The 23,220-nt window shown below is 50.5% G+C and carries 19 protein-coding genes; 3 read left to right on the forward strand and 16 right to left on the reverse strand.

Annotated elements, in window-relative coordinates; translation table 11 throughout:
* Positions 1-7: 7 nt before the first annotated feature.
* Positions 8-994: a UDP-glucose 4-epimerase GalE gene (gene galE / locus BFJ94_RS12915; protein WP_120463036.1), complete on the reverse strand. Its 987-nt coding sequence runs from the start codon at positions 992-994 to the stop codon at positions 8-10.
* Position 995: 1 nt separating this feature from the next.
* Positions 996-2,174 (reverse strand): galactokinase, encoded by a 1,179-nt coding sequence (locus BFJ94_RS12920; RefSeq protein WP_120463037.1) that lies wholly within the window; start codon positions 2,172-2,174, stop codon positions 996-998.
* A 150-nt stretch (positions 2,175-2,324) separates the two neighbouring features.
* Here BFJ94_RS12920 and BFJ94_RS12925 point away from each other — a divergent pair, with 150 nt between their 5' ends.
* Entirely contained in the window at positions 2,325-3,179 is an 855-nt protein-coding gene (locus tag BFJ94_RS12925; RefSeq protein WP_120463038.1) for an AraC family transcriptional regulator, read from the forward strand.
* A gap of 119 nt (positions 3,180-3,298) precedes the next feature.
* Here the strand turns inward: BFJ94_RS12925 and tgl are convergent, their stop codons facing one another.
* The 3 genes from tgl to BFJ94_RS12940 are packed head-to-tail and all read right to left on the reverse strand — an operon-like array spanning position 3,299 to position 5,681.
* Complete coding sequence (gene tgl / locus BFJ94_RS12930; RefSeq protein ID WP_120463039.1) at positions 3,299-4,072, reverse strand: spore coat transglutaminase TGL; 774 nt, start codon at positions 4,070-4,072, stop codon at positions 3,299-3,301.
* A gap of 60 nt (positions 4,073-4,132) precedes the next feature.
* Positions 4,133-4,876, reverse strand: a complete 744-nt coding sequence (locus BFJ94_RS12935; protein WP_120463040.1) for an NAD-dependent protein deacylase — start codon at positions 4,874-4,876, stop codon at positions 4,133-4,135.
* Positions 4,877-4,907: 31 nt separating this feature from the next.
* Positions 4,908-5,681: an HAD family hydrolase gene (locus BFJ94_RS12940; protein ID WP_120463041.1), complete on the reverse strand. Its 774-nt coding sequence runs from the start codon at positions 5,679-5,681 to the stop codon at positions 4,908-4,910.
* Positions 5,682-5,985: 304 nt separating this feature from the next.
* On the opposite strand from BFJ94_RS12940, the gene BFJ94_RS12945 reads away from it, so the two are divergent.
* Both BFJ94_RS12945 and ilvD read left to right on the forward strand, forming a co-directional pair.
* Positions 5,986-7,044, forward strand: a complete 1,059-nt coding sequence (locus tag BFJ94_RS12945) for an acyltransferase family protein (RefSeq protein WP_120463042.1) — start codon at positions 5,986-5,988, stop codon at positions 7,042-7,044.
* 202 nt (positions 7,045-7,246) lie between these two features.
* On the forward strand, positions 7,247-8,932 hold the full coding sequence (gene ilvD, locus BFJ94_RS12950) for a dihydroxy-acid dehydratase (RefSeq protein WP_120463043.1): 1,686 nt from the start codon (positions 7,247-7,249) through the stop codon (positions 8,930-8,932).
* Positions 8,933-9,038: 106 nt separating this feature from the next.
* Here the strand turns inward: ilvD and BFJ94_RS12955 are convergent, their stop codons facing one another.
* The 11 genes from BFJ94_RS12955 to alaS form a co-directional block, all read right to left on the reverse strand.
* Positions 9,039-10,445, reverse strand: a complete 1,407-nt coding sequence (locus tag BFJ94_RS12955) for a polysaccharide deacetylase family protein (protein WP_120463044.1) — start codon at positions 10,443-10,445, stop codon at positions 9,039-9,041.
* A 179-nt stretch (positions 10,446-10,624) separates the two neighbouring features.
* Positions 10,625-12,427, reverse strand: a complete 1,803-nt coding sequence (locus tag BFJ94_RS12960; protein ID WP_120463045.1) for a peptidoglycan D,D-transpeptidase FtsI family protein — start codon at positions 12,425-12,427, stop codon at positions 10,625-10,627.
* A 155-nt stretch (positions 12,428-12,582) separates the two neighbouring features.
* The gene (locus BFJ94_RS12965) at positions 12,583-14,748 is read right to left on the reverse strand and encodes a methyl-accepting chemotaxis protein (protein ID WP_120463046.1); all 2,166 of its coding nucleotides are present in this window, start codon (positions 14,746-14,748) and stop codon (positions 12,583-12,585) included.
* Between the two features lie 253 nt (positions 14,749-15,001).
* On the reverse strand, positions 15,002-16,336 hold the full coding sequence (locus BFJ94_RS12970) for a peptidase U32 family protein (protein WP_120463047.1): 1,335 nt from the start codon (positions 16,334-16,336) through the stop codon (positions 15,002-15,004).
* A gap of 75 nt (positions 16,337-16,411) precedes the next feature.
* Positions 16,412-17,347 carry a peptidase U32 family protein gene (locus tag BFJ94_RS12975; protein ID WP_120463048.1) on the reverse strand — a complete coding sequence of 312 codons (936 nt, stop codon included), beginning with the start codon at positions 17,345-17,347 and terminating at the stop codon, positions 16,412-16,414.
* Between the two features lie 14 nt (positions 17,348-17,361).
* Positions 17,362-18,414 carry an endolytic transglycosylase MltG gene (gene mltG, locus BFJ94_RS12980; protein WP_120463049.1) on the reverse strand — a complete coding sequence of 351 codons (1,053 nt, stop codon included), beginning with the start codon at positions 18,412-18,414 and terminating at the stop codon, positions 17,362-17,364.
* 124 nt (positions 18,415-18,538) lie between these two features.
* Complete coding sequence (locus BFJ94_RS12985; protein ID WP_120463050.1) at positions 18,539-18,841, reverse strand: DUF1292 domain-containing protein; 303 nt, start codon at positions 18,839-18,841, stop codon at positions 18,539-18,541.
* Positions 18,834-19,154 (reverse strand): DUF1292 domain-containing protein, encoded by a 321-nt coding sequence (locus tag BFJ94_RS12990; protein WP_120465224.1) that lies wholly within the window; start codon positions 19,152-19,154, stop codon positions 18,834-18,836. Before BFJ94_RS12990 ends, BFJ94_RS12985 begins: the two co-directional genes overlap by 8 nt.
* 11 nt (positions 19,155-19,165) lie before the next feature.
* Positions 19,166-19,582, reverse strand: coding sequence for a Holliday junction resolvase RuvX (gene ruvX, locus BFJ94_RS12995; RefSeq protein ID WP_120463051.1), 417 nt, complete (start codon positions 19,580-19,582; stop codon positions 19,166-19,168).
* A gap of 8 nt (positions 19,583-19,590) precedes the next feature.
* Positions 19,591-19,851: an IreB family regulatory phosphoprotein gene (locus BFJ94_RS13000; protein WP_120463052.1), complete on the reverse strand. Its 261-nt coding sequence runs from the start codon at positions 19,849-19,851 to the stop codon at positions 19,591-19,593.
* Positions 19,852-20,012: 161 nt separating this feature from the next.
* On the reverse strand, positions 20,013-22,640 hold the full coding sequence (gene alaS / locus BFJ94_RS13005) for an alanine--tRNA ligase (protein ID WP_120463053.1): 2,628 nt from the start codon (positions 22,638-22,640) through the stop codon (positions 20,013-20,015).
* Positions 22,641-23,220 lie beyond the last annotated feature (580 nt).

Below are 23,220 nucleotides of genomic sequence, written 5' to 3' on the forward strand. Positions count from 1 at the left end.
CCACTCCTTAATCGTTATAGCCTTCCGGATGATTGCTATGCCAGTTCCAGGCACTGCCGATAATGTCATGCAGATTGTCGCGCGAAGGCTTCCAGCCAAGCACCGTTCTTGCCTTGTTGGAAGAAGCGATCAACACAGCGGGATCACCCGCACGGCGCGGTGTTGTCTGCACCGGGAAATCACGGCCGGTCACTTCACGCACTGCCTCGATCATCTCTTTGACCGAGAAGCCTTGGCCACTGCCGAGGTTGAATACATCGCTATCACCACCAGCGATCAAGTATTCAACAGCACGCAGATGAGCGTCCGCTAAATCACTGACATGGATATAATCGCGGATACATGTCCCATCTGGAGTATTATAGTCATCACCAAAAATCTTGATCGATTCGCGCTGTCCCAGCGCCGCCTGCAAAATAAGCGGGATGAGATGGGTTTCCGGTTTATGATCCTCGCCAATCTTGCCGCTGGCATGAGCGCCAGCTGCGTTGAAGTAACGCAAGGCCACATATTTGATGCCGAGCACCTGATCGAACCAGGCCATCATCCGTTCCATCGTCAGCTTCGTCTCACCGTACACATTCGTCGGATGGGTTGGATCGCTCTCCTCAATCGGCACCTTCTCCGGCTCACCATAGGTGGCTGCCGTGGAGGAGAACACAATTTTGCGGACATTCGCCTGATCCATTGCTTCCAGCAAGCATAGCGTGCCGTACACATTGTTGTCGTAATATTTTACCGGGTCCTTCATGCTCTCTCCTACCAGAGAATTCGCCGCAAAATGAATGACCGCCTCGATCTCATTCTCAGCGAATAGCTTCGCCAGCAGCTCCTTATCACGCAGATCGCCTTCATACAACTTTCCGCCCAGGAGCGCATCCTTATGTCCAGTCTGCAAATTATCGATAACGACTACTTCCTTACCTTGAGCCAGCAGCTCTGCTACCGTGTGGGAACCGATATATCCTGCTCCGCCAGTGATCAAAATCCCCATTTTAATTAGCCTCCTTCATTTCATGGACTCCATCGCCCACGCCGCATACATAAAATTCGCCCTTCAGGCCCGTTCTCTTCTCATAAGCTGCGCCTACCTCAGCTAAGAACCGCTCGACAGAATCCTCATGAACCAGCGATACAGTACATCCGCCAAAGCCAGCGCCGGTCATCCGCGAACCGAGTGTGCCTTCGATCTTCTGCGCTTCCTCAACCAACACATCCAGCTCCATACAGCTAACTTCATATAGATCACGCAGGGAAGCGTGGGAAGCATTCATCAATTGCCCGAAGCCAGCCAAATCATTAGCGCGCAGCGCTTCGACCGACTTCAGCACTCTGGCATTCTCTTCAACGACATGGGTCGCTCTTTGCAGGAGCACTTCATCTGTGAATTTGCCCTTCAACGGCTCCAATTGCTCTGTGGACAGATGCGCCAGGTACTCCAAGCCAGGTACGTCCTGCTGTAAAAGCTTCAAGGCCGCGTCGCATTGCTCACGGCGCTCATTATATTTGGAATCCACTAGCCCTCTGCGCTTGTTCGTGTTGCTGATGACGAGCTTATAAGCCCCTGTTACAAAAGGCACCCATTCAAACTCCAGCGTGTCGCACATCAACAGGATCGCATGATCTTTAGCCCCGTTCGCAACTGCGAACTGATCCATAATTCCGCTGTTTACACCCACGAACTGATTCTCAGCCCGCTGCGATAGTTTAGCGATTTCCACCTTATCGGCAGGCTGCTTCTCCATGATCAGCAATCCATAGGCCGTTACAACCTCGATAGAAGCGGAGGATGAGAGACCCGCTCCATTAGGAATTTCACCATGGAACAGAATTTCATAGCCACTGTTTAGTTGAACGCCAAGCTTGCCAAGCTCTACGATGACGCCGATCGGATAATCCACCCACTCGCCGGTCTTGCTGCTGCCAAGCTGCTGTACATCGAACTCAGCCTGATAGGGGAGGTTTGTAGAAGCGAATAATACCTTCTGGTCAGCGCGCTTGCGGATCGCCATCGTCGTGCCAACCTCCAATGCTGCTGGCAGCACATATCCGCCGTTATAGTCAATATGCTCGCCGATCAGATTCACGCGCCCCGGCGCATTGAAGACTGATACAGCTTGCGTGCTCTCACCGTACCGTGATATAAACAATTGTTCCATCTCTTGTCGTCTCATCGTTATGGACACCTCATCAATCATTTTAATTCCTTGACTTAAGTATAAGAAATATAGGCCGCATTCGTAATGCATCTATGCGAGCTATATATGGATAAATGTGACCCCAGATAGTAGAATATAAGTAGTATAGATAGAGGAGGTTGCCCTATGCTCCAGGAAACCTACAGCGCTGCCGCGAATCCGGAGGTCTTCGAATCTAGTGATCTACATGTGCTGTTCGCGGGAGAGAGCCAGACTGCAGCCGATCATCGACTCGGTCCAAAAGTATATGATTATTTCCTGCTGCATTTTGTTGAGCAGGGTAAAGGAAGCTTTCGGACTGAATTTGCCTACTACTCACTTCGTGCAGGAGATTGCTTCCTGATCCAGCCTGATCAACTGGTCAGCTACGCCTCGGATAAGAGTGACCCTTGGCAGTACCGCTGGATTGCCTTCACGGGCGATAAAGCAGCCGAGCTTGTCCAGCGCGCCGGATTCACTCCGCAGACCGCGGTGTTCAGCTCCAGCTCAGACAGCACCATTCCCGGGATGTTAGAGTCTGTGCTGCAAGTTTTTCGGACACGAAAACCTAGCTCTCATTCCGCCTCACTAGGTTATCTGCACCTGATCATGGCCGAGGCGGAAGAGAAGCTGGTGCGCGAATCCGCTCTGCCTGCCGGAGAATCCGGGGTCCAGCGAACCGTCAAGCAAATGATATATTATATGAGCAGCCAATATGCGCATCCGATCTCTATTGAACAAATGTGCTCTAGCCTCGGATATAACCGTGCTTATCTGTCGCGCATATTCAAGAAGGCTACCGGCTTGACTCCGGTCACTTATTTGCTCAAGCTCAGAATCGATAAGTCCCGGCAGCTGCTGCGAGAGAGACCTGAACTATCCATCGAACAGATCTCCGCCTCGGTCGGACTCACCGATGCCTTGTATTTCTCGCGTCAATTCCGCCGATTTCACGGTGAATCTCCCAGCGAGTACCGTAAAAATGCAGCAGGACAAAACTGACCTCCTGACTGCCTAAGAAAATCTACAAAAAACACCCTCACAGCCTGATCGACTTGATGAGGGTGTCCGCCAATAATTTCCACTTACGAAACATATCATATCCGATGTCATCCGATATATCAAGAAAGCAAATAGATGCGGGCTCCAACCCTTGCTACGCCTTGGCTCAGCCTTTGGGTATAGGCAAAATCCAGGGAGTCCACAACATCCATCAGGTAGGCTGAAGTCGTGCTGCCTGGTTTTCTTTTGGCATTCAGGGAACGTATGATATAATCTGCTGTCACGATACCGATCCCGTGGGCATAATAGAGTTCCTCCGGTAGCAGAATGGCATTCTCCCCCTGCCATTGTGGTGTAGAAGGATCAAAATCCGGGTTCTTGAAATAGAGCACATCCCCAGGGAAAGCCTCAACCCCGCTAAATGAATTAATGCGCAAATCACTGTCATACTTCCAATCATACAGCACCAAATCAGCAAAATAGGTATTAAACGACTGATCACCAATCATCTCTAATACACCATTGTACAGAACAATCACCATAGCCGTTGCACATTCGAATGCATACTTCGGACCATTTTTGAAAATATCGCGGATCGCCTCCGCCGGGGTCACATCACTGCGCTGTTGGAATCCCCCATTAGCGAGACGAATCCAGTAATCCGCATTACAGCGTGAGGTTTGAAAAGTAGCAAATCTCGCACCGCTATCGTATAGAGCATGGGAGGACTCGACAATTTTCCCTCTGGTCCTTAGCTCAAACTTCAGATTATCTATAGAACTATAATGATATTCCTCTGGGCTTTCCTGCTTCATCCGTAAAATCTGTTGCTCGAGGGCGGTTAGCTCCATCCGCCCGATCTGCTCCGCTTCTCCTGGCGGAAGAATGATCATCGTACCCACCTCGCAATGTTGTTATAAGCTTATTGTACGCAGGCAGGTGACGATAAGTGCCTATAGGAATTGGCTGACTTCCGCCATAACCGCACCAATCGGGTCCGTAATCAACAGATCGGCACGATGATCATAGGCAGTTGGTGAAGCATTGAGCAGCACCGTCCGTCCTCCATTGAAATAAGTCACTAGATGCGCCGCCGGTTGAACGGTCAAGGATGTGCCGCCGATCAGCAGCAAATCCGCCGCCGCGATCGCTTGAATACTCTCCGACAGCACCTGATTGTCGAGATTCTCGCCATACAGGACCACATCCGGCTTGACGATCCCCCCGCAAGCATGGCAAGTCGGTACAACGGATCGGCTCTGCATCACCTCATCCAGGCTATGAAATAGTCGGCAGCTCATACAGTAATTGCGATGGATTGAGCCGTGAAGCTCGAGCACCTTCTTGCTGCCAGCCAGTTGATGCAGGCCGTCGATATTTTGCGTAATGATATGAGTCAGCTTGCCCTCCTGCTCCAGCTTGGCCAGACTGACATGAGCCGGGTTAGGACGAGCCTCCGTATGAATCATCTTCGTCTTGTAGAAATCATAGAACACCTCAGGATGACGGTCGAAGAATGGACGGCTGAGTATCTCCTCTGGCGCATAGGGAGAAGCCGTCTCCATTTGATAAATTCCCGCAGCAGACCGGAAGTCGGGAATTCCACTCTCGGTCGAAATCCCCGCCCCACCGAAGAATACGATCCTCTCGCTCTCTCCGATCCATTTTGCCAACAGTTCTATCTTCTTCTTTTCCATCTTTCAGATCCCCTTTGTTCTTATTTAATACTTACTGAGCCGACAGAACTGATAATTCCGAATAGCTGCGAATGATAGCATCTGCGTCCAACAAATAGCTCTCACCAGTTCCATCCTCAGCGATGCCGATCATATATGACGCCGCGGCCAGTCTTCCCATCACCATATCGCCATTACTGTCTCCGATCACAATGCATTGCTGCGGTAGCAATCCTATCTCCTTAATGGCCAGCTGCGCCATCTCCGGGTCGGGCTTCCCCTTACGGACACGATCACGACCGACGACGCTTGAAAAATAACGGCGCAGCCCCATCCAGTCCAAATGCTTCTCAGCCTCCCGCGTGGTATCCGATGTAACTACAGCAAGCTTCATCCCGGCCTCATGACAGGCCTGCAGAAATTCAGGCAATCCCGGCAGTGGCACCGTGTTCTTCTGCTTGGTCAGTTCCTGCATCGCCCGCTTATTATGGCGTCTTACCTGCATGGTCGCTTCATTCCAGGGAATGCCCACGGCATATAGCTTCCAGGCCAGCAGCGCTGTAACCTCTTCCTCCGTCCCCATCGCAATCGGGCCGGTCTTATCATAGCCGATAATGCCTCTTGTCGGATCGATGATCAGACCCAGCCGCTCACTCTGTTCTCTGATAGGCTCCGCTCCAAGTTCTGTCAAATCATTATCCAGTAAAGCGATCAGTTTCTCCGCCCACGATCCCCACATCTGCATAAAATCTAACAGCGTACCATCCTTATCGAACAATATCCCGGAGCAGGGAATCGTCTGGCCTCCTATCCGGACCTGCGTCATCATCTCACCTCCAACGTTTCTCCTCATGTTTATTCACATTATTTGTCTCTTCTATTGTACCTTTAAGTGCTGATCCAGACAAAACGCCCATGATCCACACTGAAATAGAACATATGTCAACAGATTGACACAGCTTAACAAACTGTTAGCGCTTTCTATCGTGATTATAATCACAAAGTGGCTTCTATAAAGATAGTACCTTATAGCTGAACGATGATTGTCAAAATTTTTATTAATTTATTTTAAAACGTAATGACACAACCTGCGCAATCCGGCAGAGCAAAAGAGAGGTATCGCCTTCGCCATGACTAACCATTGTATAAGTTCACGGGGAGAGACATTTTTTCTGAATCTGCGCTTTTTACTGATCGTTTGCGTCTTTGTCGGCAATGCCATTGAACCGTTAATCACCAGGCTCGCTGGCATGGAAGCTTTATATATGTGGATATTCACTTTTCATATGCCGCTGTTCGTCTTAGTTACAGGTTATTTCGCAAGGAGCAATCTGTTCGGGGACTCCGGTCGTAAGGCGCTATTGCAAATCGGCTTGCAGTACGCTATTTTTCAAACCTTATATTTAGCTCTGGACGCTCTCTGGTTCCATGTCCATAATACCCATTATTCCTATTTCGCCCCTTACTTGCTGCTCTGGTTCTTGGCAAGCCATGTTTGCTGGCGCCTGCTGAAGATGCTCATTCACAGGTGGTCGCTACCTCAGCAGATCATTACTTCCATACTACTCGGTATCTCGGTCGGCTACTTGCCGGTAGACGGTGTCTGGTTCAGCATTTCACGGACCTTCGTCTTCTTCCCATTCTTCATCATCGGCTATCACTTGTCCTTCGCCCGCTTAAGAGCATTCTATACCCGCAATGTGAAAATACTCTCTATGACCGCTTCCGTCCTACTGCTCCTATTCATCGCGATCGGCGGTATGAACATAGCTCCTGGATGGCTCTATGGCAATATGACTTACGTTCAGTTGGGTGAACCGGCCTGGTACACAGGTTTCTTCCGGTTGCTCTTGTATTTGCTGCAATTGGTCGCTGCTGCTTCCTTTCTCGCCTTTGTCCCCTGGCACAGAAGTGCGCTCACCGATATGGGGCGCAGAACCCTGTATGTATTCTTGCTGCATGGCTTCATCATCCGGCTGGCGGCGCTCTCGCCCATCTATGACTGGATTCATAGCGACGCGGCCTCCTTGGGGATCATTGCTGCTGCCGTTGCCATGACCCTGCTACTATGTCAGCCGTTCGTCCGCAGGCTCAGCTCGCCGATGATCGAACCGTCCATCCAATGGCTCCTCAATTTGGAGCGCCGGGCCACACATTCCTTCGGTACTAGGTCGGCCAGCAAGCCCTGAGTTGTGAACCGTTGATTTCTAGCGGTAAAACCTGCATTTTTGTAGGCTTGGAGCTTGTGCAGACAGGAGCGGTTTATACGGATATTTACTATATTTGATTGCTAGAAAAAGCAGAATACATATGATAGACTGTAAAGAAAACCTTTAGCGGTGTAAAGTTCCAAAATCTAAACTACATTCTACTCATGGGGGGATCGTCTATATGACAGCCAAGAAAATGCGTTCAGACATGATCAAGAAAGGCTTCGACCGTGCGCCGCACCGCAGCTTGCTCCGTGCTGCTGGCGTTAAGGAAGAAGACTTCAACAAACCTTTTATCGCCGTATGTAATTCCTATATTGACATTGTCCCTGGGCATGTTCACTTGCAAGAGTTCGGCAAAATTGTCAAAGAGGCGATCCGCGAAGCCGGCGGAGTACCGTTCGAATTCAATACCATCGGCGTTGATGACGGGATTGCGATGGGACATATCGGGATGCGCTACTCCTTGCCGAGCCGCGAGATTATCGCCGATGCGCTGGAAACTGTCGTATCCGCCCACTGGTTCGATGGCATGGTCTGCATTCCGAACTGTGACAAGATCACTCCCGGTATGATGATGGGGGCGCTCCGCGTCAACATTCCGACGATCTTCGTCAGCGGCGGACCGATGAAAGCCGGGGTGGACAGCAAAGGACGCAAGCTGTCATTAACCTCTGTATTCGAAGGCGTAGGCGCGCATCAGGCCGGCCAAATCAATGATTCCGATCTGCTGGAGCTAGAACAGTACGGCTGTCCAACCTGCGGGTCTTGTTCCGGCATGTTTACCGCCAACTCCATGAACTGTCTGGCTGAAGCGCTCGGGCTCGCGATGCCAGGCAATGGTACGATTCTGGCTGTATCGGAAGAGCGCCGCGACTTCGTTAAGAAATCTGCACAGCAGCTGATGGAATTGATCAAGCTTGACCTCAAGCCGCGTGACATCGTCACCAAAGAATCCATCGATAATGCCTTTGCCCTGGATATGGCGATGGGCGGATCGACGAACACCGTATTGCATACCCTTGCCCTGGCCCAAGAAGCAGGGATCGATTATCCGCTGGAACGGATCAATGAAGTCGCGAACCGCGTGCCTCATATCGCCAAGCTTGCACCGGCTTCCGATATCTTCATCGAGGATGTCGAGCGGGCAGGCGGTGTCAGCGCCGTCATCCATGAGTTATTGAAGAAACCGGGCGCCTTCTTCGGCGAACAAATGACGGTGACCGGCAAGACGATTGCCGAGAATGTCGCCGGCTGTGAGATCAAGGATACCAGCGTCATTCATACGCTCGATCAGCCTTATTCGGAGAAAGGCGGCCTGGCTATCTTGTACGGAAATCTCGCGCCGGAAGGCTCCGTGATCAAGGTCGGCGCTGTCGATCCAGCCGTTGGCGGATACCATAAAGGCCCAGCCGTCTGTTTCGACTCCCAGGAGGAAACGCTCGAAGGAATCGCCAATGGCAAGGTCAAGGAGGGCTGTGTTGTAGTCATCCGCTACGAGGGACCGAAGGGCGGACCGGGAATGCCGGAAATGCTCGCGCCTACTTCCCAAATCGCCGGCATGGGCCTCGGTGCCAAGGTCGGTCTGATCACCGATGGACGCTTCTCAGGAGCTTCGCGCGGCATCAGCATCGGCCATATCTCTCCGGAAGCAGCTGAGGGCGGACCGATCGCTTTCGTAGAGGACGGTGACATCATCGAGCTGGATCTCAACAATCGCAAAATCGAGCTGTTAGTCGATGAAGAAGTGCTGGCCGCCCGCCGTGCCAACTGGAAAGGCTTCGAGCCGAAGGTGAAGACTGGATACCTGGCCCGTTACTCCAAGCTCGTTACGAATGCCAGCTCCGGCGGAGTTATGAAGATTTAAGAGAACAGAAGATAAAAGCCTGTTGTCTCGTCAAGAGACTCAAAAAGCCTTGCCCCATCGGAATCAAAGGGGCAAGGCTTTTTGTATAAACAATAGATAATAACCGTTATCTGCAAGGTAGCGTCGTACTGATTACCGACTCCTCTTCATCCTCCTCCATCTGTCTCTCATGGCGAATGCGATGATGTGAGCCATCCTTCAGATATTGCTTCAGCAAATGATCCATCGACATCAAGATCAGCTTCGGCACCAGCTGCTCGGGAGCCTGCTTCAGTCTATTCCCCCCGTCCGGATGAATGACTCTCATCAGAAACTTCAAATAAATTCGTGAAGAGCTGGAGAAGAATCCCTTCGGTAAATCTGTCACGATAAAGCCGAACTTCTCAGGTCCCCGATTAATCATCGTGACCCCATACAGCGCCTTGACATCATGCAGTTCTGGATGGTCGACCACATATTGAGCAATTTCCGGTAAGGCCTTCTCAACCTGCCTGATCATTTGAATGGCCAAATGAACCGTCGATTTCGACTTCATTCCGATCTGGAACAGCTTCCTGTTATCGAAATGCAGCTCAAGCACCTGATCACCGGCCTGCAGCATAGTCCCTTCCGACAATTCCACGGTCTCCCCATGATACGGACGGCTGCGGAAATGAAATATCGGATCCTGCGCATTCGCCGTATGCAGATGGAAGATGAGATGAAACAGCTTCTCCCACAAGAACCACAGCGCCACTACGGATCTCTTCCACCAGCTCAAAGCGCGCACACCATTTCCTGCCTTATGCTTCGCCTTGGTATCCTTCTGGCTGCTATCCGTCTCCATCAAGCGGTCGATCCGCACACTGCGCAGCCCGCGCTTCTGCGCTTCCTCCAGCACCCGTTCCAATGCGATCAGCATCTCGCGGGGAGCTTCATTATCCGCACCGAGCGTAGCCCCGCAATCATGCAGCAGGAATACCTCTCCGCCGCGCAGCTTCTTCATCATACGCTGAGTTAAGCGCTTAGCGCCGACACGCTTACGCCAATCGCTGAACATCGCCGACCAGAGCACGATCTGCACATCGTTCCGGCTCGTGAAATCGAACATATTCACAATTCCCCATGGCGGTCTGTAATAATGCGTATTGTGGCCCGTCACCTCGTGAATAATCTTATTGGTCTTATGAATTTGCTTCTTCACCGCACCCGGACCCATCAGCCAGTTCGTCTTATGCACATAATTATGGATCCCGATCAGATGTCCTTCCTCATACATTCGTCTGATCAACTCAGGATTCCTCTCGGCATTGGCGCCGACGACAAAGAAGGTCGCCTTCGCATCATAACGCTTGAGTAAATCAAGGAGCTGAGGAGTGTAGTAGTGATCCGGGCCATCATCAAAGGTAAGGGCAAATTCATCCTTACTTGAACCATGCTTGAACACACGATAGCCAAACAGCCGCGTGATCAGCCCTGGTATAAAAGCATACAACGATGAAATGTAAAACAGCCATATCAGCAAAGTCTCCATGTCGCTTTCCCCACTTCTCTCTGATTCATAGCTTTTCTCACGCTCTATAGAGGCAGATCAAAAGGTTCCCCTTCAAACCTACACATATTGAATAGCATCCTAACTATTTTATCACACCCTGGGTATAATTAGCGCATTTTTTGAAAAATGAATCTGAAAGCTTGCTGTCATTCGCTGCATCACATCTGTCCCGGCTGATAAGCGGCGAGAAAATCCATCGTCCTTCTGAACAATGCCATGGCCTTATGCTCCGAGCCCTCAGGTCGGTTCTGCACAAGCACACTTACCGCATATTTGGGATGACCTACGGGCCCGTAGCCGATGAACCATTGATGATTATAAGCCTTGCCTGCCTTGGTGACCTGAGCGGTCCCGGATTTCCCTGCCAACTGCCATTCGGCTTGTCTGAGAGAACGCCCTGTCCCCGACTGGACGGTCTCACTCATCCATGATAATAATAAATTGGCCGTACTCGGTGCAATTTGACCGGCCGATGAGGTTAGGCGATGCTCGGGCATGCTTGTGAACAGAGAGCCGTCACGGAAGCGGATCTCATGGACCAGCCTCGGTGAGGATACCTGCCCCTGATGAAGCAAGGTTACGATCAGGTTCGCCGCCTGCAGCGGGGATACAAGCACATCTCGCTGACCGATCGCTGTCTGGGCCAGAACCCCTCCGTCCACCAAGCCTCGCTCTTGTCGAAAAACAGCACCGTCCTCCTCATGATCAAATTGCCAGAGATCAGCTCCGCCCATGAAATTCTTCTCATGCCAGCCGATCTTGCGGCCGAGGCCGAGCCGGGCAGCAGCAAGCTCAATGCTCTGCGCCGATAATCGTTCTCCTAATGTAGCGAACACGATGTTACAGGAATGGGCATACCCCTGCTCTAGCGTAATCTCCCCATGTCCACCCTTTTTCCAACAGGATAAGCCGTACTTGCCATAATGTCCGGAGCAATGGAACCTCTCCCCTGGATGGGTGACCCCGCTCTCCAGCGCAGCCGCTGTAATAACAGTTTTGAAGATCGAGCCGGGCGGAACTGCCTTGAGTGCACGATTGCTCCAGCTGCCCCCGGCCAGATCAATATGATTGGGATCGAAGAAAGGCCGCGATATCATCGCCAATACATCGCCCTTCTCCGCATCAAGTACAACTACAGCCCCCTCGTCCACACTCATCTCTTCCGTAAGCGCCTCTAGCTTCTGCTGCATGACCATATCGATCGTCGTTCGAATTTGCAGCGGATAGAAACGGTCCTCAGGCCCTTTGACACGAGTGCCCACATCCGTGAAGGGCTCCCGCTTCCCATCCACCGCATAATATACCCGTGTACTGCCAACACCGCGCAAGAAACGGTCGAAGGTCCTCTCTAACCCAGCAGCTCCGACCTGCATCGAAATAGAGGGCTGTTCATTCGCTTTGCTCTCGCTGCGGATTTGCCGGATCACATCAGGACGCTGTGCCACATAGCCAAGCCATTGCTGACCAGACTGACCACTGGGATAACGGACGACATGCGGCAGCACCTCAAGCCCTTCCAAACGGGTAAGCGATTGTTGCCGAACTGCCGTTGAAGTCATCGGAAATCCTGTATCTCCGCCTGAGCCAGACCAAATATACGGGGTCTCTAGACTCGCCCATTTCCGCTTCAATTCCTGCACAGAGACCCCCAGCATATCGGCGATCCGCGATAGATCATCCTGTTCCGGCAGCTTCTTCACCGGGAACAGCACCGGTGACCAGGTGGTGGAACCAGTTAATTGCCGCCCATACCTGTCGAAGAAGTTACCTCTGCCGGAGTCAAGCTCGACGCCTTGCTCTCGCTGCCGTACGGCCAGCTCATTTATCGTTTTGCCTGAAGCGGTCACCGCCACCAGAGCAGCGTGAGTCTGAATCCAGGCGATTCGCAGTGCATACATCACAATAATAGAACTGAAAGCTATTAGAATATAAAATATGCGCTTCTTTCCGCCTAATGACATGCATATCCCCTCCGTGCTCTTTTGTTTCATTATTTCCCTGGAGAGGAATGTTAACCCGCGAGGGAGACTGCGGATCTTATAACAATTTATGTCACATGAAAAAAACTGCCCCAAGTATCTTCTACTTGAGACAGTTCTATGCTTCATCTTAACGTTTATACTGTAAATCTGGCCAAAGATTCCTTCAAGCCGTTCGAGACATTCTCCAGCTTGTCAGAGAGCTGTACCAGCTGCTCACCAACCGTCTGCTGCTCGCTACTGAGCGAAGCCACTTCCTCAGAGGTTGCCGAAGACTGCTGCGCCACGGCGCTTACATTGCCCATCGCTTCGGAGAGGACGTTCTGTGATTCATTCAGCTCATCGATCGAAGCCGTCACCATTTCAATTTGCTTCACGAAGCCCTCCATTTGCTGTTGAACGGAGACAAAGATCTGGCTCGTTTCCTTTACGGAGCTGATCTGCTGCTGGAACAGCGGGCTTGCATCGGATAAGGCCTGTACCGTCTCGTTCATCTCTTGCTGGATGTTGTCCGTGATCTCCCCAACCATCGTGATGGATTGACGGGATTGGTCGGCGAGCTGACGGATCTCATCTGCAACCACCATGAAGCCGCGCCCTGCCGCGCCAGCACGAGCTGCCTCAATCGTTGCATTCAAGGACAGGATATTCGTCTGCTGCGTAATATTCTGCATAACCTCCAGCACTTTCATAACGGAGGATGTACTCGATTTCAATGCATCTACTTTCTCAGTCAAGGAGTTAACAATATCCACCGTTGTATTCGTCTTATCGAGCAGTCCGTTCAGGTAGACCGTACCCTGCTGACTGGATTTCTCTACTTGATGGGCTGCTGTCTCCATTTGTTTATTAGCAAGGACAACCTGTTCCATCTGTTTGGAAATATTCTCTGTTAGCTCATTGCCACGCTCTGCCTCATTGGCCAAGCTGGTTGCTCCATTGGCAATTTCCTCGGTGGCAATAGCGATCTCCTTCGCGGAGATGGCTGTTTTATTAGAAGCCTGCGTCAATTCAGTCGCAGTATCCAGCACATCCTTAGCCGAATGATTCGTCTGCTTCACCAGTCCCGTGATCTGCTCCATCATCACGTTGAAGCTGTTCGTCAGCTGACCGATTTCATCCTGGGATTTCGCCTTCAGGCGCACATTAAGGTTCCCCTTGGAGCCTTCCTCCATCAAATTCTTCAATTGGGCAAGCGGATGCGCAATCATTCTGACCATCCACATGGCAAGTAGGATCGTGATCAGAGCTACGACAGCTGCCGCTATGTATGTTGTGACCAGGATTCCCTTGGCATCCTTCACGAGCTCGGCGGTGCTGACCGTCCCTACAAGTCTCCAGTCTGCAGCACTAAAGTCATTAAATACTGCCAATACTGAATTCCCGTTAGCATCCCTAGTACGTAAACTTCCGTTTAGCTCGGCTCCGGCTTTGGACAAATCATATTCTGACTTAGTTGTAGCCTCTTCATTAACCGAAGAACCGACCACAATATTATCTTTGTTGACAATTTGAAGCTTGGAGTTCGCCCCGAAGTTAATTTCCTTCAAGTAGCTCTCCAATACATCTACATTGAGGTCCTCCACTAGCACGAAGCGCTTGGAAGTCGTGACACTGGATAAGGAACGAACCAGCCGGACGATGGACTTGCCATTGCTCTTCTCCGGTACGTTGATCCAACGGGTTCCTACAGCCTTGGACATTTCATCAAACCAAGCTTCTTTACGCGCATCATCAATGAAGGTTGGGTTGGAGCCGCCGGTAGAAATATCATCCGTGCTTCCATCCACGCTCATCATGTATACTGCTTCAACACCTTTGCTTGAATAGACCAGTGAATTTAATCGATTCCGGATATCATTGATCGTCGTAAAGCGATCATATTCCGATCCCTTGGACATTGACGCGTTCATAATAGCTTTCTGCATCTCATTGTCCAGGAATGTCTGTTGCAGATTCTCTTCATACTTCTGTAGGATGATGTCCAGCTTCTGTGAAGTCTGCACAATCGTTTGCAAATTAGAGTTCTCGGCATTTTTCTGGATAGTCGACTTCGCCATTTGATAGGACAATAGTCCGATAGCTAGTACGAAGAACATAATCGCCACGAAGAAAATAAGAAACAGACGAACACCCACAGATTTAGAAGGATTTATTTGGGTTGGAAGATGATCTATTATTTTGCCTTTCCAACTTGAAATAAGCTTCTTGTTCCCACTTTGTTTCTCACTTGATTTAGTTTGCTTCTTCTGTCTGTTCTTGTTGTCAGCTGTTTGGCTCTCCTTCTTCGGAACCAGACCCATGTCAATCACCCACCGCTCATAATAATTGTATGCTGTAAACTAGGAGAGAGGTCATGCCTCCTGCCGTTTACTACCAACATCGTCTGCATTCTTAGTCTATTCGACAAACAATGTCATACTCCTATATGTATCGGTATATTAGAAGTGGATTTTTATTGAATATTGTTGAATTTTATCACTTTCCATAAAAAAAGGGCCTTTCGTCCTATACGAAAAAAGCCCTGTAATACGATTCTATTTTCACATTTATAGTTTATTTCTTCTTGCGCATCATATCGAAATAGGATACGGGATGGTCTACCTTCATCTTAATCCTCTGTAACGGGTGGCGGGCTGCATCCAGCTCATTGCCCTGCTCGTCCCAGATCTTGCCCACGGTCTGCTTGAAGAAGGTGCCCTTGGGCCCGAAGAACTCGATTTCCTGTCCCGGCTTGAAATGATTGCGCTGCTGGATCACGGCGATTCCGGTGGCTTGATCATATTCCATCACCAGACCGGCGAAATCATAAGGCATCGCCTTCTCTTCCGGCTCATAGATATGATCCTCATGGTCCGGCACATCGTAGAAGAAGCCTGTATTTACCGGACGGTTCGCTGCCTTCTGTATCTCCTCCAGCCATTCCTGCTTCAGCACATAGTTATCCGGATCTGCCATATAGGCATCGATTGCCTGGCGATAGACATTCACGACCGTCGCCACATAGTGAATCGACTTCATCCGGCCTTCGATCTTGAAGCTATCCACGCCGACATCGATCAGATCCGGAATATGCTCAATCATGCACAAATCCTTGGAGCCCATCGTAAAAGAATTATCCTCTTCATTGAAGAGCGGCAATTGGTTCACACCAAGCTGGAATTGGCGCAGCACAGAATTGTCTCTGGCCTCCTCCTCCGAAATCCAGGCCTCAGCCGGTCTAGCATCCTCGAACAGATCATATTTCCAACGGCAGGACTGACAGCATCCACCCCGGTTGGAATCGCGATCTGTGAAATGATTGGACAGTACACAGCGTCCGGAATAAGACGAACACATCGCCCCGTGGATGAAGGCTTCGATTTCAACATCGACATGCTGCTTGATCTCTTCGATCTCCTCCAGGCTAGTCTCCCGTCCCAGCACGACGCGTGGCAGCCCTTCTTCCTTCCAGAACTGAACCGCCTGCCAATTCACGGTCGACTGCTGCGTGCTGAGATGGACCTCAAGCTCAGGCACCACACGGCGAGCCGTATCGATAATGATGGGATCGGCGACGATAATCGCTGCGATTCCAACGGAATGCAGGTCGCGCAGATAAGCCTCAATCCCGGCTAAATCCTCATTATGCGCATATATATTCGTAGCGACGAACACCTTCGCCCCATATTTTTTGGCAAATTCTACACCCTCGCGCATTTCCTCCAGACTGAAATTGTCGGCTCCTGAGCGAAGGCCGTATTTCTGACCCCCGATATAGACAGCATCAGCCCCATAGTGGACTGCGAATTTCAATTTCTCGAGGTTCCCTGCCGGAGCCAGCAGCTCTGGCTTCTCCAAACGGTATCGCTTGCCGGTATATTTACGTATATGTTTCCCCGCAGTTTGCATCTGTTCGTTCACCTCTAGAAATTTATAATCATTAAATGGCCTGTTCAAAAAATCCGGTTTCAGCACCGATAAAAGTTAATATACTTGTTCTTTATAGAAAAAACCAAACGACAACTCTCGCTCCGGATCTTGAACCTGGCGGATCGCCTCGATCCACGCCTCATCGAATTCATAGGCTTCCGGATCGGCGAAATAAGTGTCGATCGCCTGACGATAGACGCGAATGACTATCTCATTATAGCTCATCGGCTTGAGAATCGTCTCAATCTTCATACTATCTACATCTGCCGCAAGCAGCATATGCAAATCTTCAAGAATGCAGATATCGTCAGAGCTCATAATATGAGTTCCATTGCAGTCCTCGTAAATCGGAAACTTCTCTTCCTGCCGCTCCGCCTCGATCAGGAACAGCCCGCGTTCCTTGCCTACGGACTCATTCTCTCCGATGACTCGTCCCTGATGTGCCATGTAGTTACGGACCAGACTGCGCTTGGAATGATAAATATTAGTCATCCCATGCACCTGTACCTCGGACTCAATCTCCAAATGCGGCTGCATTTCCGTAATTTCGTCCATATTTAGCTCACGGGCCAGGACGACACGGCTAGCCCCCTTGCTTCCCCAATAGTTCGCTGTCGAATAATTGGTTGAAGTCATCTCCGCATTCCAATGCAGACTTAGCTGCGGAGCCACCTGCTTGGCGATCTGCAGCACCGCCGGATCTCCGAATTCTACACCATCCACGCCTGCAGCGGCAAGCTGCTTCATGTAATCCTGCAGATCCTCCAGCAGCTCATTGCTCACCAAATTGTTGACACAAGCATATACTTTAGCTCCGCGCGCATGCGCTATCTTGACAGCTTCAGCAATCTCAGCAGGTGTAAAATTACCTGGCAGCCGCATGCCGTATTTATCCTCGCCAATGAGGAAAGCATCCGCTCCGCAGTCAAGATATGCCTGCAGCTCCACAAGGGAGCCTGCGGGAACAAGCAATTCCGGTTTTTTACCCATCTTATACACCTCAGTTATTTAGCTGTAGCTTTACTTTTCTCGATATTCTTTAAATGCTCTTTGTAGGTCTTGGCGAATAAGTGCTCGCCGCTCCCATCCTTCTTCGTTACATAGAATAAATATTCCGAGGTCTCCGGCGCAAGCGCCGCCTCAATGGATTTCAAGCTCGGGGCAGCGATCGGTCCAGGAGGCAATCCCTCATACAAATAAGTATTATAAGGGCTGTCCACCTTCCTTAAGTCCGAATTCATCAGCCGTTCCTTCGGTTTATCCAGCAAAAATTGCACGGTAGCATCGATTTCCAGCTTCATCCCCTTATCCAGACGATTATAGATCACTCCAGCCACCGCGCTGCGCTCCGAATCTACGACAACCTCGCGCTCTACAAGTGAAGCCACCGTCATTATCTCGTTCAAGCTCAGTCCGCTCTTCTTCAGCTTCTGCTCATAATCAGGAATTTTGTGCAGACGGCTCTCTGTCTCCGCGATCATCCGGCTGATAATGTCCAGCTCCGTGCTGTCCTTCTTCAATTCATACGTCTCAGGGAAGAGATAGCCTTCCAGTCTGAATTTCAGCTCCGCGCTATCGGGGACATCAGCGAGCAGCGGACTATCGATCCCAGCCGCCGACTTGGCGATTTGCAGGAAGGTATCCTCCTTCACAAGCCCCTGCTCGGAGAGAGCCTCGGCCATCTGCTTCACGGTATAGCCTTCAGGTATGGTAAAACGGAGCATCTCGGCTTTAACGACATCCCCACTATTCAGCTTGGCGATAATCTCATCATAATCCACCCCGGGATGGATGTCATACGTTCCCGCCTGGAAATGGCTGCCTTCGGATTTCAGCTTTAAATAGGATTTGAACAGAAAGGCGTTCTTGATAAGTCCATGCTGCTCCAGAGCATTAGCTATGCTGTTCGTCCGCATGCCCGGCTCGATGGTGATTCTCACCGCTTCTTCCGAAGCCTTCACCGGCTGTATGCCAAAATAAATATAAGCACCGCCCGCACCTACTGCAAGGATGATAATCAGTAGAAATGCGAGGAACCACTTCAACGCTGTCTTCATAGCCCACTCCTTTACAGCAAAAAGAGCGGTTTTCCCGCCCTTATGCTAATTTATATAAGTCTCACAAGATATAACACAATCGATCGTCATTCAAGAGGTTGCTTCAGAGGTAGTTCCAGCAAGCTTATTCCGGGAACGTAAGTTCACCGTACAGCTCGGACACATTCTCCCATTCCTCATCATCTTCAATCGTGACCAATTCAAGTGAACCATCATCGGCTTGAATAATTCTGAACAGCTCCGGCTCATCTTCAGACGAGCCCCGCTCGGGGCGAAGCGCAGCATAAGACGCCCCCGCTACATCAAATTCATTCTCGACCGTATAATAGGACCCCTTGCCTTGTTCATCCTGAAGCTCGACGATAGCACCGTAAGCGTCGCGAACGCGCGACGCCCACACTGCCTTATCCGCTGAGAAATCAGTCATCGTTGTCCTCCCCATCGAATTCATCAATGAGGGTATTGAAGGTCTCCTCTACGATTTCCCACTCTTCATCGCTCTCAATCGTGTACAGTTTAAGGTCATCGCCGTCTTCCTCGTAGCGGAACGCATATACTTCTTCGCTCTCTTCATCATCATCATGGTCTTCGGAATCCAAAGGAACGACCATCATATACTTGGCGTCGGAACCGTCAACTTCGAACTTCATAATAACTTCGAATTCTTCCTCATTTCCCTCTTCATTGGGGATATAAATAATTTCCGGTTCTTCTTCATAGCCAATACGATCTTTAGACATAGCGATCACCCTCACTTTTTACTCTTAGAGTCCAAATAATTTTGCAGAATCAAGCTCGCGGCCATTTTGTCCACGACTCCCTTGCGTTTCTTCCTGCTCACATCCGCTTCGATCAGCGTTCGATGCGCTGAAACCGTAGTCAGACGTTCATCCCACAGATGTACAGGCATCTGCAACATGTCATGCAGTTGCTCCGCAAAGGCCTTGCATATTTCACCACGGGGGCCGATGGTACCATTCATGTTCTTCGGAAGACCGACAACGACTTCTTCAACCTCATGCCGCTGTACTAGCTCGGCAATCCGCTCCAGGTCAGCCCCTTCCCTACGGCGCTCAATTACTTCGAGCCCCTGGGCGGTCCAACCCAGCTCATCGCTGATGGCAACTCCGATCCGGGCATCCCCGTAATCAAGACCTAGAATTTTCATGACATCTCCTAACGATGACCAGCCAGGTAGTATCTTACCAGTTCCTCAATCAGCTCGTCGCGCTCTTTCTTGCGAACCAGGCTTCTTGCATTATTATGCCGTGGTATGTACGCCGGATCACCCGACAGCAAATACCCGACAATCTGGTTGATCGGATTGTAATCCTTCTCCTGAAGCGCCTCATATACCGCCAGAAGAATGTCCTCTGCCGACGCTTGCTGTTCATCACCTGTTACGTTAAACTTGACGGTTTTATCCATGGAGTCCATGACGACACCTCGCTTCCTCAGACATCCACCATCTGCCTTAATCGTCTTGATCTAATCTTACTATATCACATCACGGGCTCCATAAGTAAACATTCAACCGAATTAATAGCCCCCCAGGCATAGTTGGCTGAACTTAAAGTCAACCAACATGAATTAGGTCTTTACGCCTGGGAAACGATCCATTCTTCTGCCACTTTCAGGGCTTCCTCCAATTTGGAAGCATCCTTGCCGCCGGCTTGGGCCATATCCGGGCGACCGCCACCGCCACCGCCGCATACCGCAGCGACTTCCTTGACCAATTTGCCGGCATGCAGCCCGCGCTTCACTTCCGATTGTGGTACGACAACCACAAAATTAATTTTATCCTGCATCGGCGCCCCAAGTACAAGCACGGCATCCGGGAGCTTGCTCTTCAGCTCATCTGCCAGACTGCGCAGCGCCTCCATGCTACCAGCCTCTACTCGTGCAGCAAGCAGCTTGGTCTCGCCGATCGTTACGACCTGACTGGTTAATGCTCCTGCCTCGATCGAGCTCAGTTTGCTCTGCAGCGATTCATTCTCGCGCTCAAGCTCCTTATACTGATGCTGCAGACCTTCAACCCGCTTCGGAACATCATTGATGTTCGACTTCAACAATCCAGCGGCCTGCTTCAGCAAATCGAGCTGATCTTCCATGAACAGATAGGCACCGCGTCCAGTTACCGCTTCGATCCGGCGTACCCCCGAACCGATCCCGCTCTCGCTAATCAGCTTGAACAAGCTGATCTCCGAGGTGTTATTGACATGACAGCCACCACATAGCTCCAGGCTGTAGTCGCCTGCTTTTACTACGCGAACGATATCGCCGTATTTCTCGCCGAACAGGGCCATTGCGCCCAGCGCTCTAGCTTCATCGATCGGCATTTGCTCAATGACGATATCCAGCGCATTCCAGATTTGCTCATTAACTCGGCGTTCGATTACAGCAAGCTCCTCCGCGCTAATGCTGCCCAAATGGGAGAAGTCGAAGCGCAGCCGTTGCGGTTCTACCAGGGAGCCTGCTTGATTGACATGATCGCCAAGCGTCTCTTTGAGTGCTTTATGAAGCAAGTGAGTAGCTGTGTGGTTCTTAACGATATCCCTGCGCAGCTCTTGGTTAACCTCGGCCTTCACTTCAGCGCCAACGCGTAGCTCACCGGATTGCACCGATACATGATGTACATGCTGACCGCGCGGAGCCTTGAATAATCCTTGTACTTCCGCGCTTGCCGAACCATTGGAGATGATCCCTACATCGCTAACCTGTCCGCCGCTTTCTGCATAGAAAGGCGTCTTCTCCAGAATAATCTGGCCGGTCTGCCCTGCGGACAATCCATCGACAAATGCATCCTCGAATATGATCGCCACAATTTTAGTTGTAACATTAAGCTCATTATATCCAACGAACTCCGATTTAGTCGTGAAGTCGGGGAGAACGCCCCCCTGAATATTCATGCTTGCCCCGTCATGACGAGCCGAACGGGCACGTTCACGCTGCTCCTCCATCGCGGCTTCGAAGCCCTCACGGTCTACAGTCAGGCCGTGCTCCAGTGCGAAATCCTCCGTCAAATCGAGCGGAAAACCATAGGTATCATAGAGCTTGAAGGCATTCGCTCCATTAATAACCGTCTCTCCTGCCGCCTTGGCTTGTGCACTCATATCAGCAAGGATTGCCAAGCCTTCGGTCAGCGTCTCATGGAAGCGTTCCTCTTCGTTATAGACGACCTTCTCGATGAATTCACGCTTCTCCACGATATCCGGATAGTAGCTTCCCATCACCTCGCCGACAGTAGCCACCAGCGTATACATGAACGGCTTGTCCAGACCCAGCACTTTACCGTAGCGGACTGCACGGCGCAGCAAACGGCGGATAACATATCCACGGCCTTCATTAGAAGGCAGCACCCCATCGGATACAGCAAAGGTAACGGTACGGATATGGTCAGCGATCACCTTGAAGGCTACATCCTGCTCTTCATTTACTCCATATTTCAGCTTGGACAATCGAGCTGTCTCCTGAATCAGAGGCTGGAACAGGTCTGTGTCGAAGTTGGAATCCACATCCTGCAGAATCGAAGCGAAACGCTCCAGTCCTGCGCCTGTATCAATATTCTTGTTAGGAAGCGGCGTATAGCTGCCGTCCTTATTGTGATTAAATTGGGAGAATACGAGATTCCATACTTCCAGATAACGTTCATTCTCCCCGCCCGGATACATCTCCGGATCTGAAGCATCCCCCCCATAGGATTCGCCACGGTCATAGAAAATTTCCGTACAAGGCCCACATGGGCCTTCACCGATGTCCCAGAAGTTATCCTCCAGCTTGACGATATGATCAGCCGGCAGGCCAATCTTCTCATGCCATAGCTTATAAGCTTCTTCGTCCTCAGGATAGACAGTTACCGACAGGCGGTTCGGATCGAAACCGATCCACTCCTTGCCAGTCAGGAACTCCCAAGCCCAAGTGATCGCTTCTTCCTTGAAATAATCGCCGATGGAGAAGTTCCCCAGCATTTCAAAGAAAGTATGATGCCGGCGCGTCTTGCCCACATTCTCGATGTCATTGGTACGGATACATTTCTGTGAGTTGGTCATGCGCGGGTTCTCCGGTTTCACCCGTCCGTCGAAATAAGGCTTGAGCGGCGCCATACCAGCGTTGATCCACAGCAGAGACGGGTCATTATGCGGTACGAGCGAAGCGCTCGGTTCAATTTTATGCCCTTTGCTGGCGAAGAACTCCAGCCATTTAGAGCGGATTTCACTTGCTTTCATTACTACTCCTCCTAATTAATAAACGTTTTGAATGGCTTGTTTGCTACAGTTATTGTTAAATAATTGTGAAATGTGAAAAACAAAAAACGCCCTCTGAAATTCAGGGACGATTTGATCGCGGTACCACCCTGGTTATCGCTAGAGCTTCTAAAGTTTCATAGTTTCAGCTTCTGGCGATCGCCTTGTCGATCCGATAACGGGGATCTGCCGGTGAATTTGTACTCACACTCCGAAATCAGCTTTCCATCCACACGTATTTCGGGTTCTTCCAGCCAGCACTCTTCAGATGCCCTTCCAGCGGCATTTCAAGAGTGAAGGAACCCTTCTCTGCTAAATCCGTCTGCGGATGTACTTCATTTCATCAACGCTTTGCATGTTATATTCAGGGAAGCAGTTCCCCTGATGTAAGACATAGCTCTCAAACATAATATTATAAGTATATAAGGCGGTAATCTCTATGTCAATGCAGCTTGATTAGCCCAGTCATATCTCCAGTGGATACATTGGCAAGGTTATTGATCGACGGATGGAGGCCACCAACTTTTAACGAATCTAGGTATTGCTATTGCTTCAAAAAGAG

Source organism: Paenibacillus aceti, from assembly GCF_003614185.1.
GTDB classification, from domain to species: domain Bacteria; phylum Bacillota; class Bacilli; order Paenibacillales; family Paenibacillaceae; genus Fontibacillus; species Fontibacillus aceti.

What these genes read in the sequence shown, in the direction of transcription:
- galE (WP_120463036.1), bottom strand. Translation starts at nt 994, where the DNA reads ATGGGGATTTTGATCACTGGCGGAGCAGGATATATCGGTTCCCACACG.
- BFJ94_RS12935 (WP_120463040.1), bottom strand. Translation starts at nt 4,876, where the DNA reads ATGGAAAAGAAGAAGATAGAACTGTTGGCAAAATGGATCGGAGAGAGC.
- BFJ94_RS12985 (WP_120463050.1), bottom strand. Translation starts at nt 18,841, where the DNA reads ATGACTGATTTCTCAGCGGATAAGGCAGTGTGGGCGTCGCGCGTTCGC.
- ilvD (WP_120463043.1), top strand. Translation starts at nt 7,247, where the DNA reads ATGACAGCCAAGAAAATGCGTTCAGACATGATCAAGAAAGGCTTCGAC.
- alaS (WP_120463053.1), bottom strand. Translation starts at nt 22,640, where the DNA reads ATGAAAGCAAGTGAAATCCGCTCTAAATGGCTGGAGTTCTTCGCCAGC.
- BFJ94_RS12945 (WP_120463042.1), top strand. Translation starts at nt 5,986, where the DNA reads ATGACTAACCATTGTATAAGTTCACGGGGAGAGACATTTTTTCTGAAT.
- BFJ94_RS12965 (WP_120463046.1), bottom strand. Translation starts at nt 14,748, where the DNA reads ATGGGTCTGGTTCCGAAGAAGGAGAGCCAAACAGCTGACAACAAGAAC.
- BFJ94_RS12955 (WP_120463044.1), bottom strand. Translation starts at nt 10,445, where the DNA reads ATGGAGACTTTGCTGATATGGCTGTTTTACATTTCATCGTTGTATGCT.
- ruvX (WP_120463051.1), bottom strand. Translation starts at nt 19,582, where the DNA reads ATGAAAATTCTAGGTCTTGATTACGGGGATGCCCGGATCGGAGTTGCC.
- BFJ94_RS12970 (WP_120463047.1), bottom strand. Translation starts at nt 16,336, where the DNA reads ATGCAAACTGCGGGGAAACATATACGTAAATATACCGGCAAGCGATAC.
- BFJ94_RS12975 (WP_120463048.1), bottom strand. Translation starts at nt 17,347, where the DNA reads ATGGGTAAAAAACCGGAATTGCTTGTTCCCGCAGGCTCCCTTGTGGAG.
- BFJ94_RS12940 (WP_120463041.1), bottom strand. Translation starts at nt 5,681, where the DNA reads ATGACGCAGGTCCGGATAGGAGGCCAGACGATTCCCTGCTCCGGGATA.
- mltG (WP_120463049.1), bottom strand. Translation starts at nt 18,414, where the DNA reads ATGAAGACAGCGTTGAAGTGGTTCCTCGCATTTCTACTGATTATCATC.
- tgl (WP_120463039.1), bottom strand. Translation starts at nt 4,072, where the DNA reads ATGATCATTCTTCCGCCAGGAGAAGCGGAGCAGATCGGGCGGATGGAG.
- BFJ94_RS12990 (WP_120465224.1), bottom strand. Translation starts at nt 19,154, where the DNA reads ATGTCTAAAGATCGTATTGGCTATGAAGAAGAACCGGAAATTATTTAT.
- BFJ94_RS13000 (WP_120463052.1), bottom strand. Translation starts at nt 19,851, where the DNA reads ATGGACTCCATGGATAAAACCGTCAAGTTTAACGTAACAGGTGATGAA.
- BFJ94_RS12925 (WP_120463038.1), top strand. Translation starts at nt 2,325, where the DNA reads ATGCTCCAGGAAACCTACAGCGCTGCCGCGAATCCGGAGGTCTTCGAA.
- BFJ94_RS12960 (WP_120463045.1), bottom strand. Translation starts at nt 12,427, where the DNA reads ATGTCATTAGGCGGAAAGAAGCGCATATTTTATATTCTAATAGCTTTC.
- BFJ94_RS12920 (WP_120463037.1), bottom strand. Translation starts at nt 2,174, where the DNA reads ATGAGACGACAAGAGATGGAACAATTGTTTATATCACGGTACGGTGAG.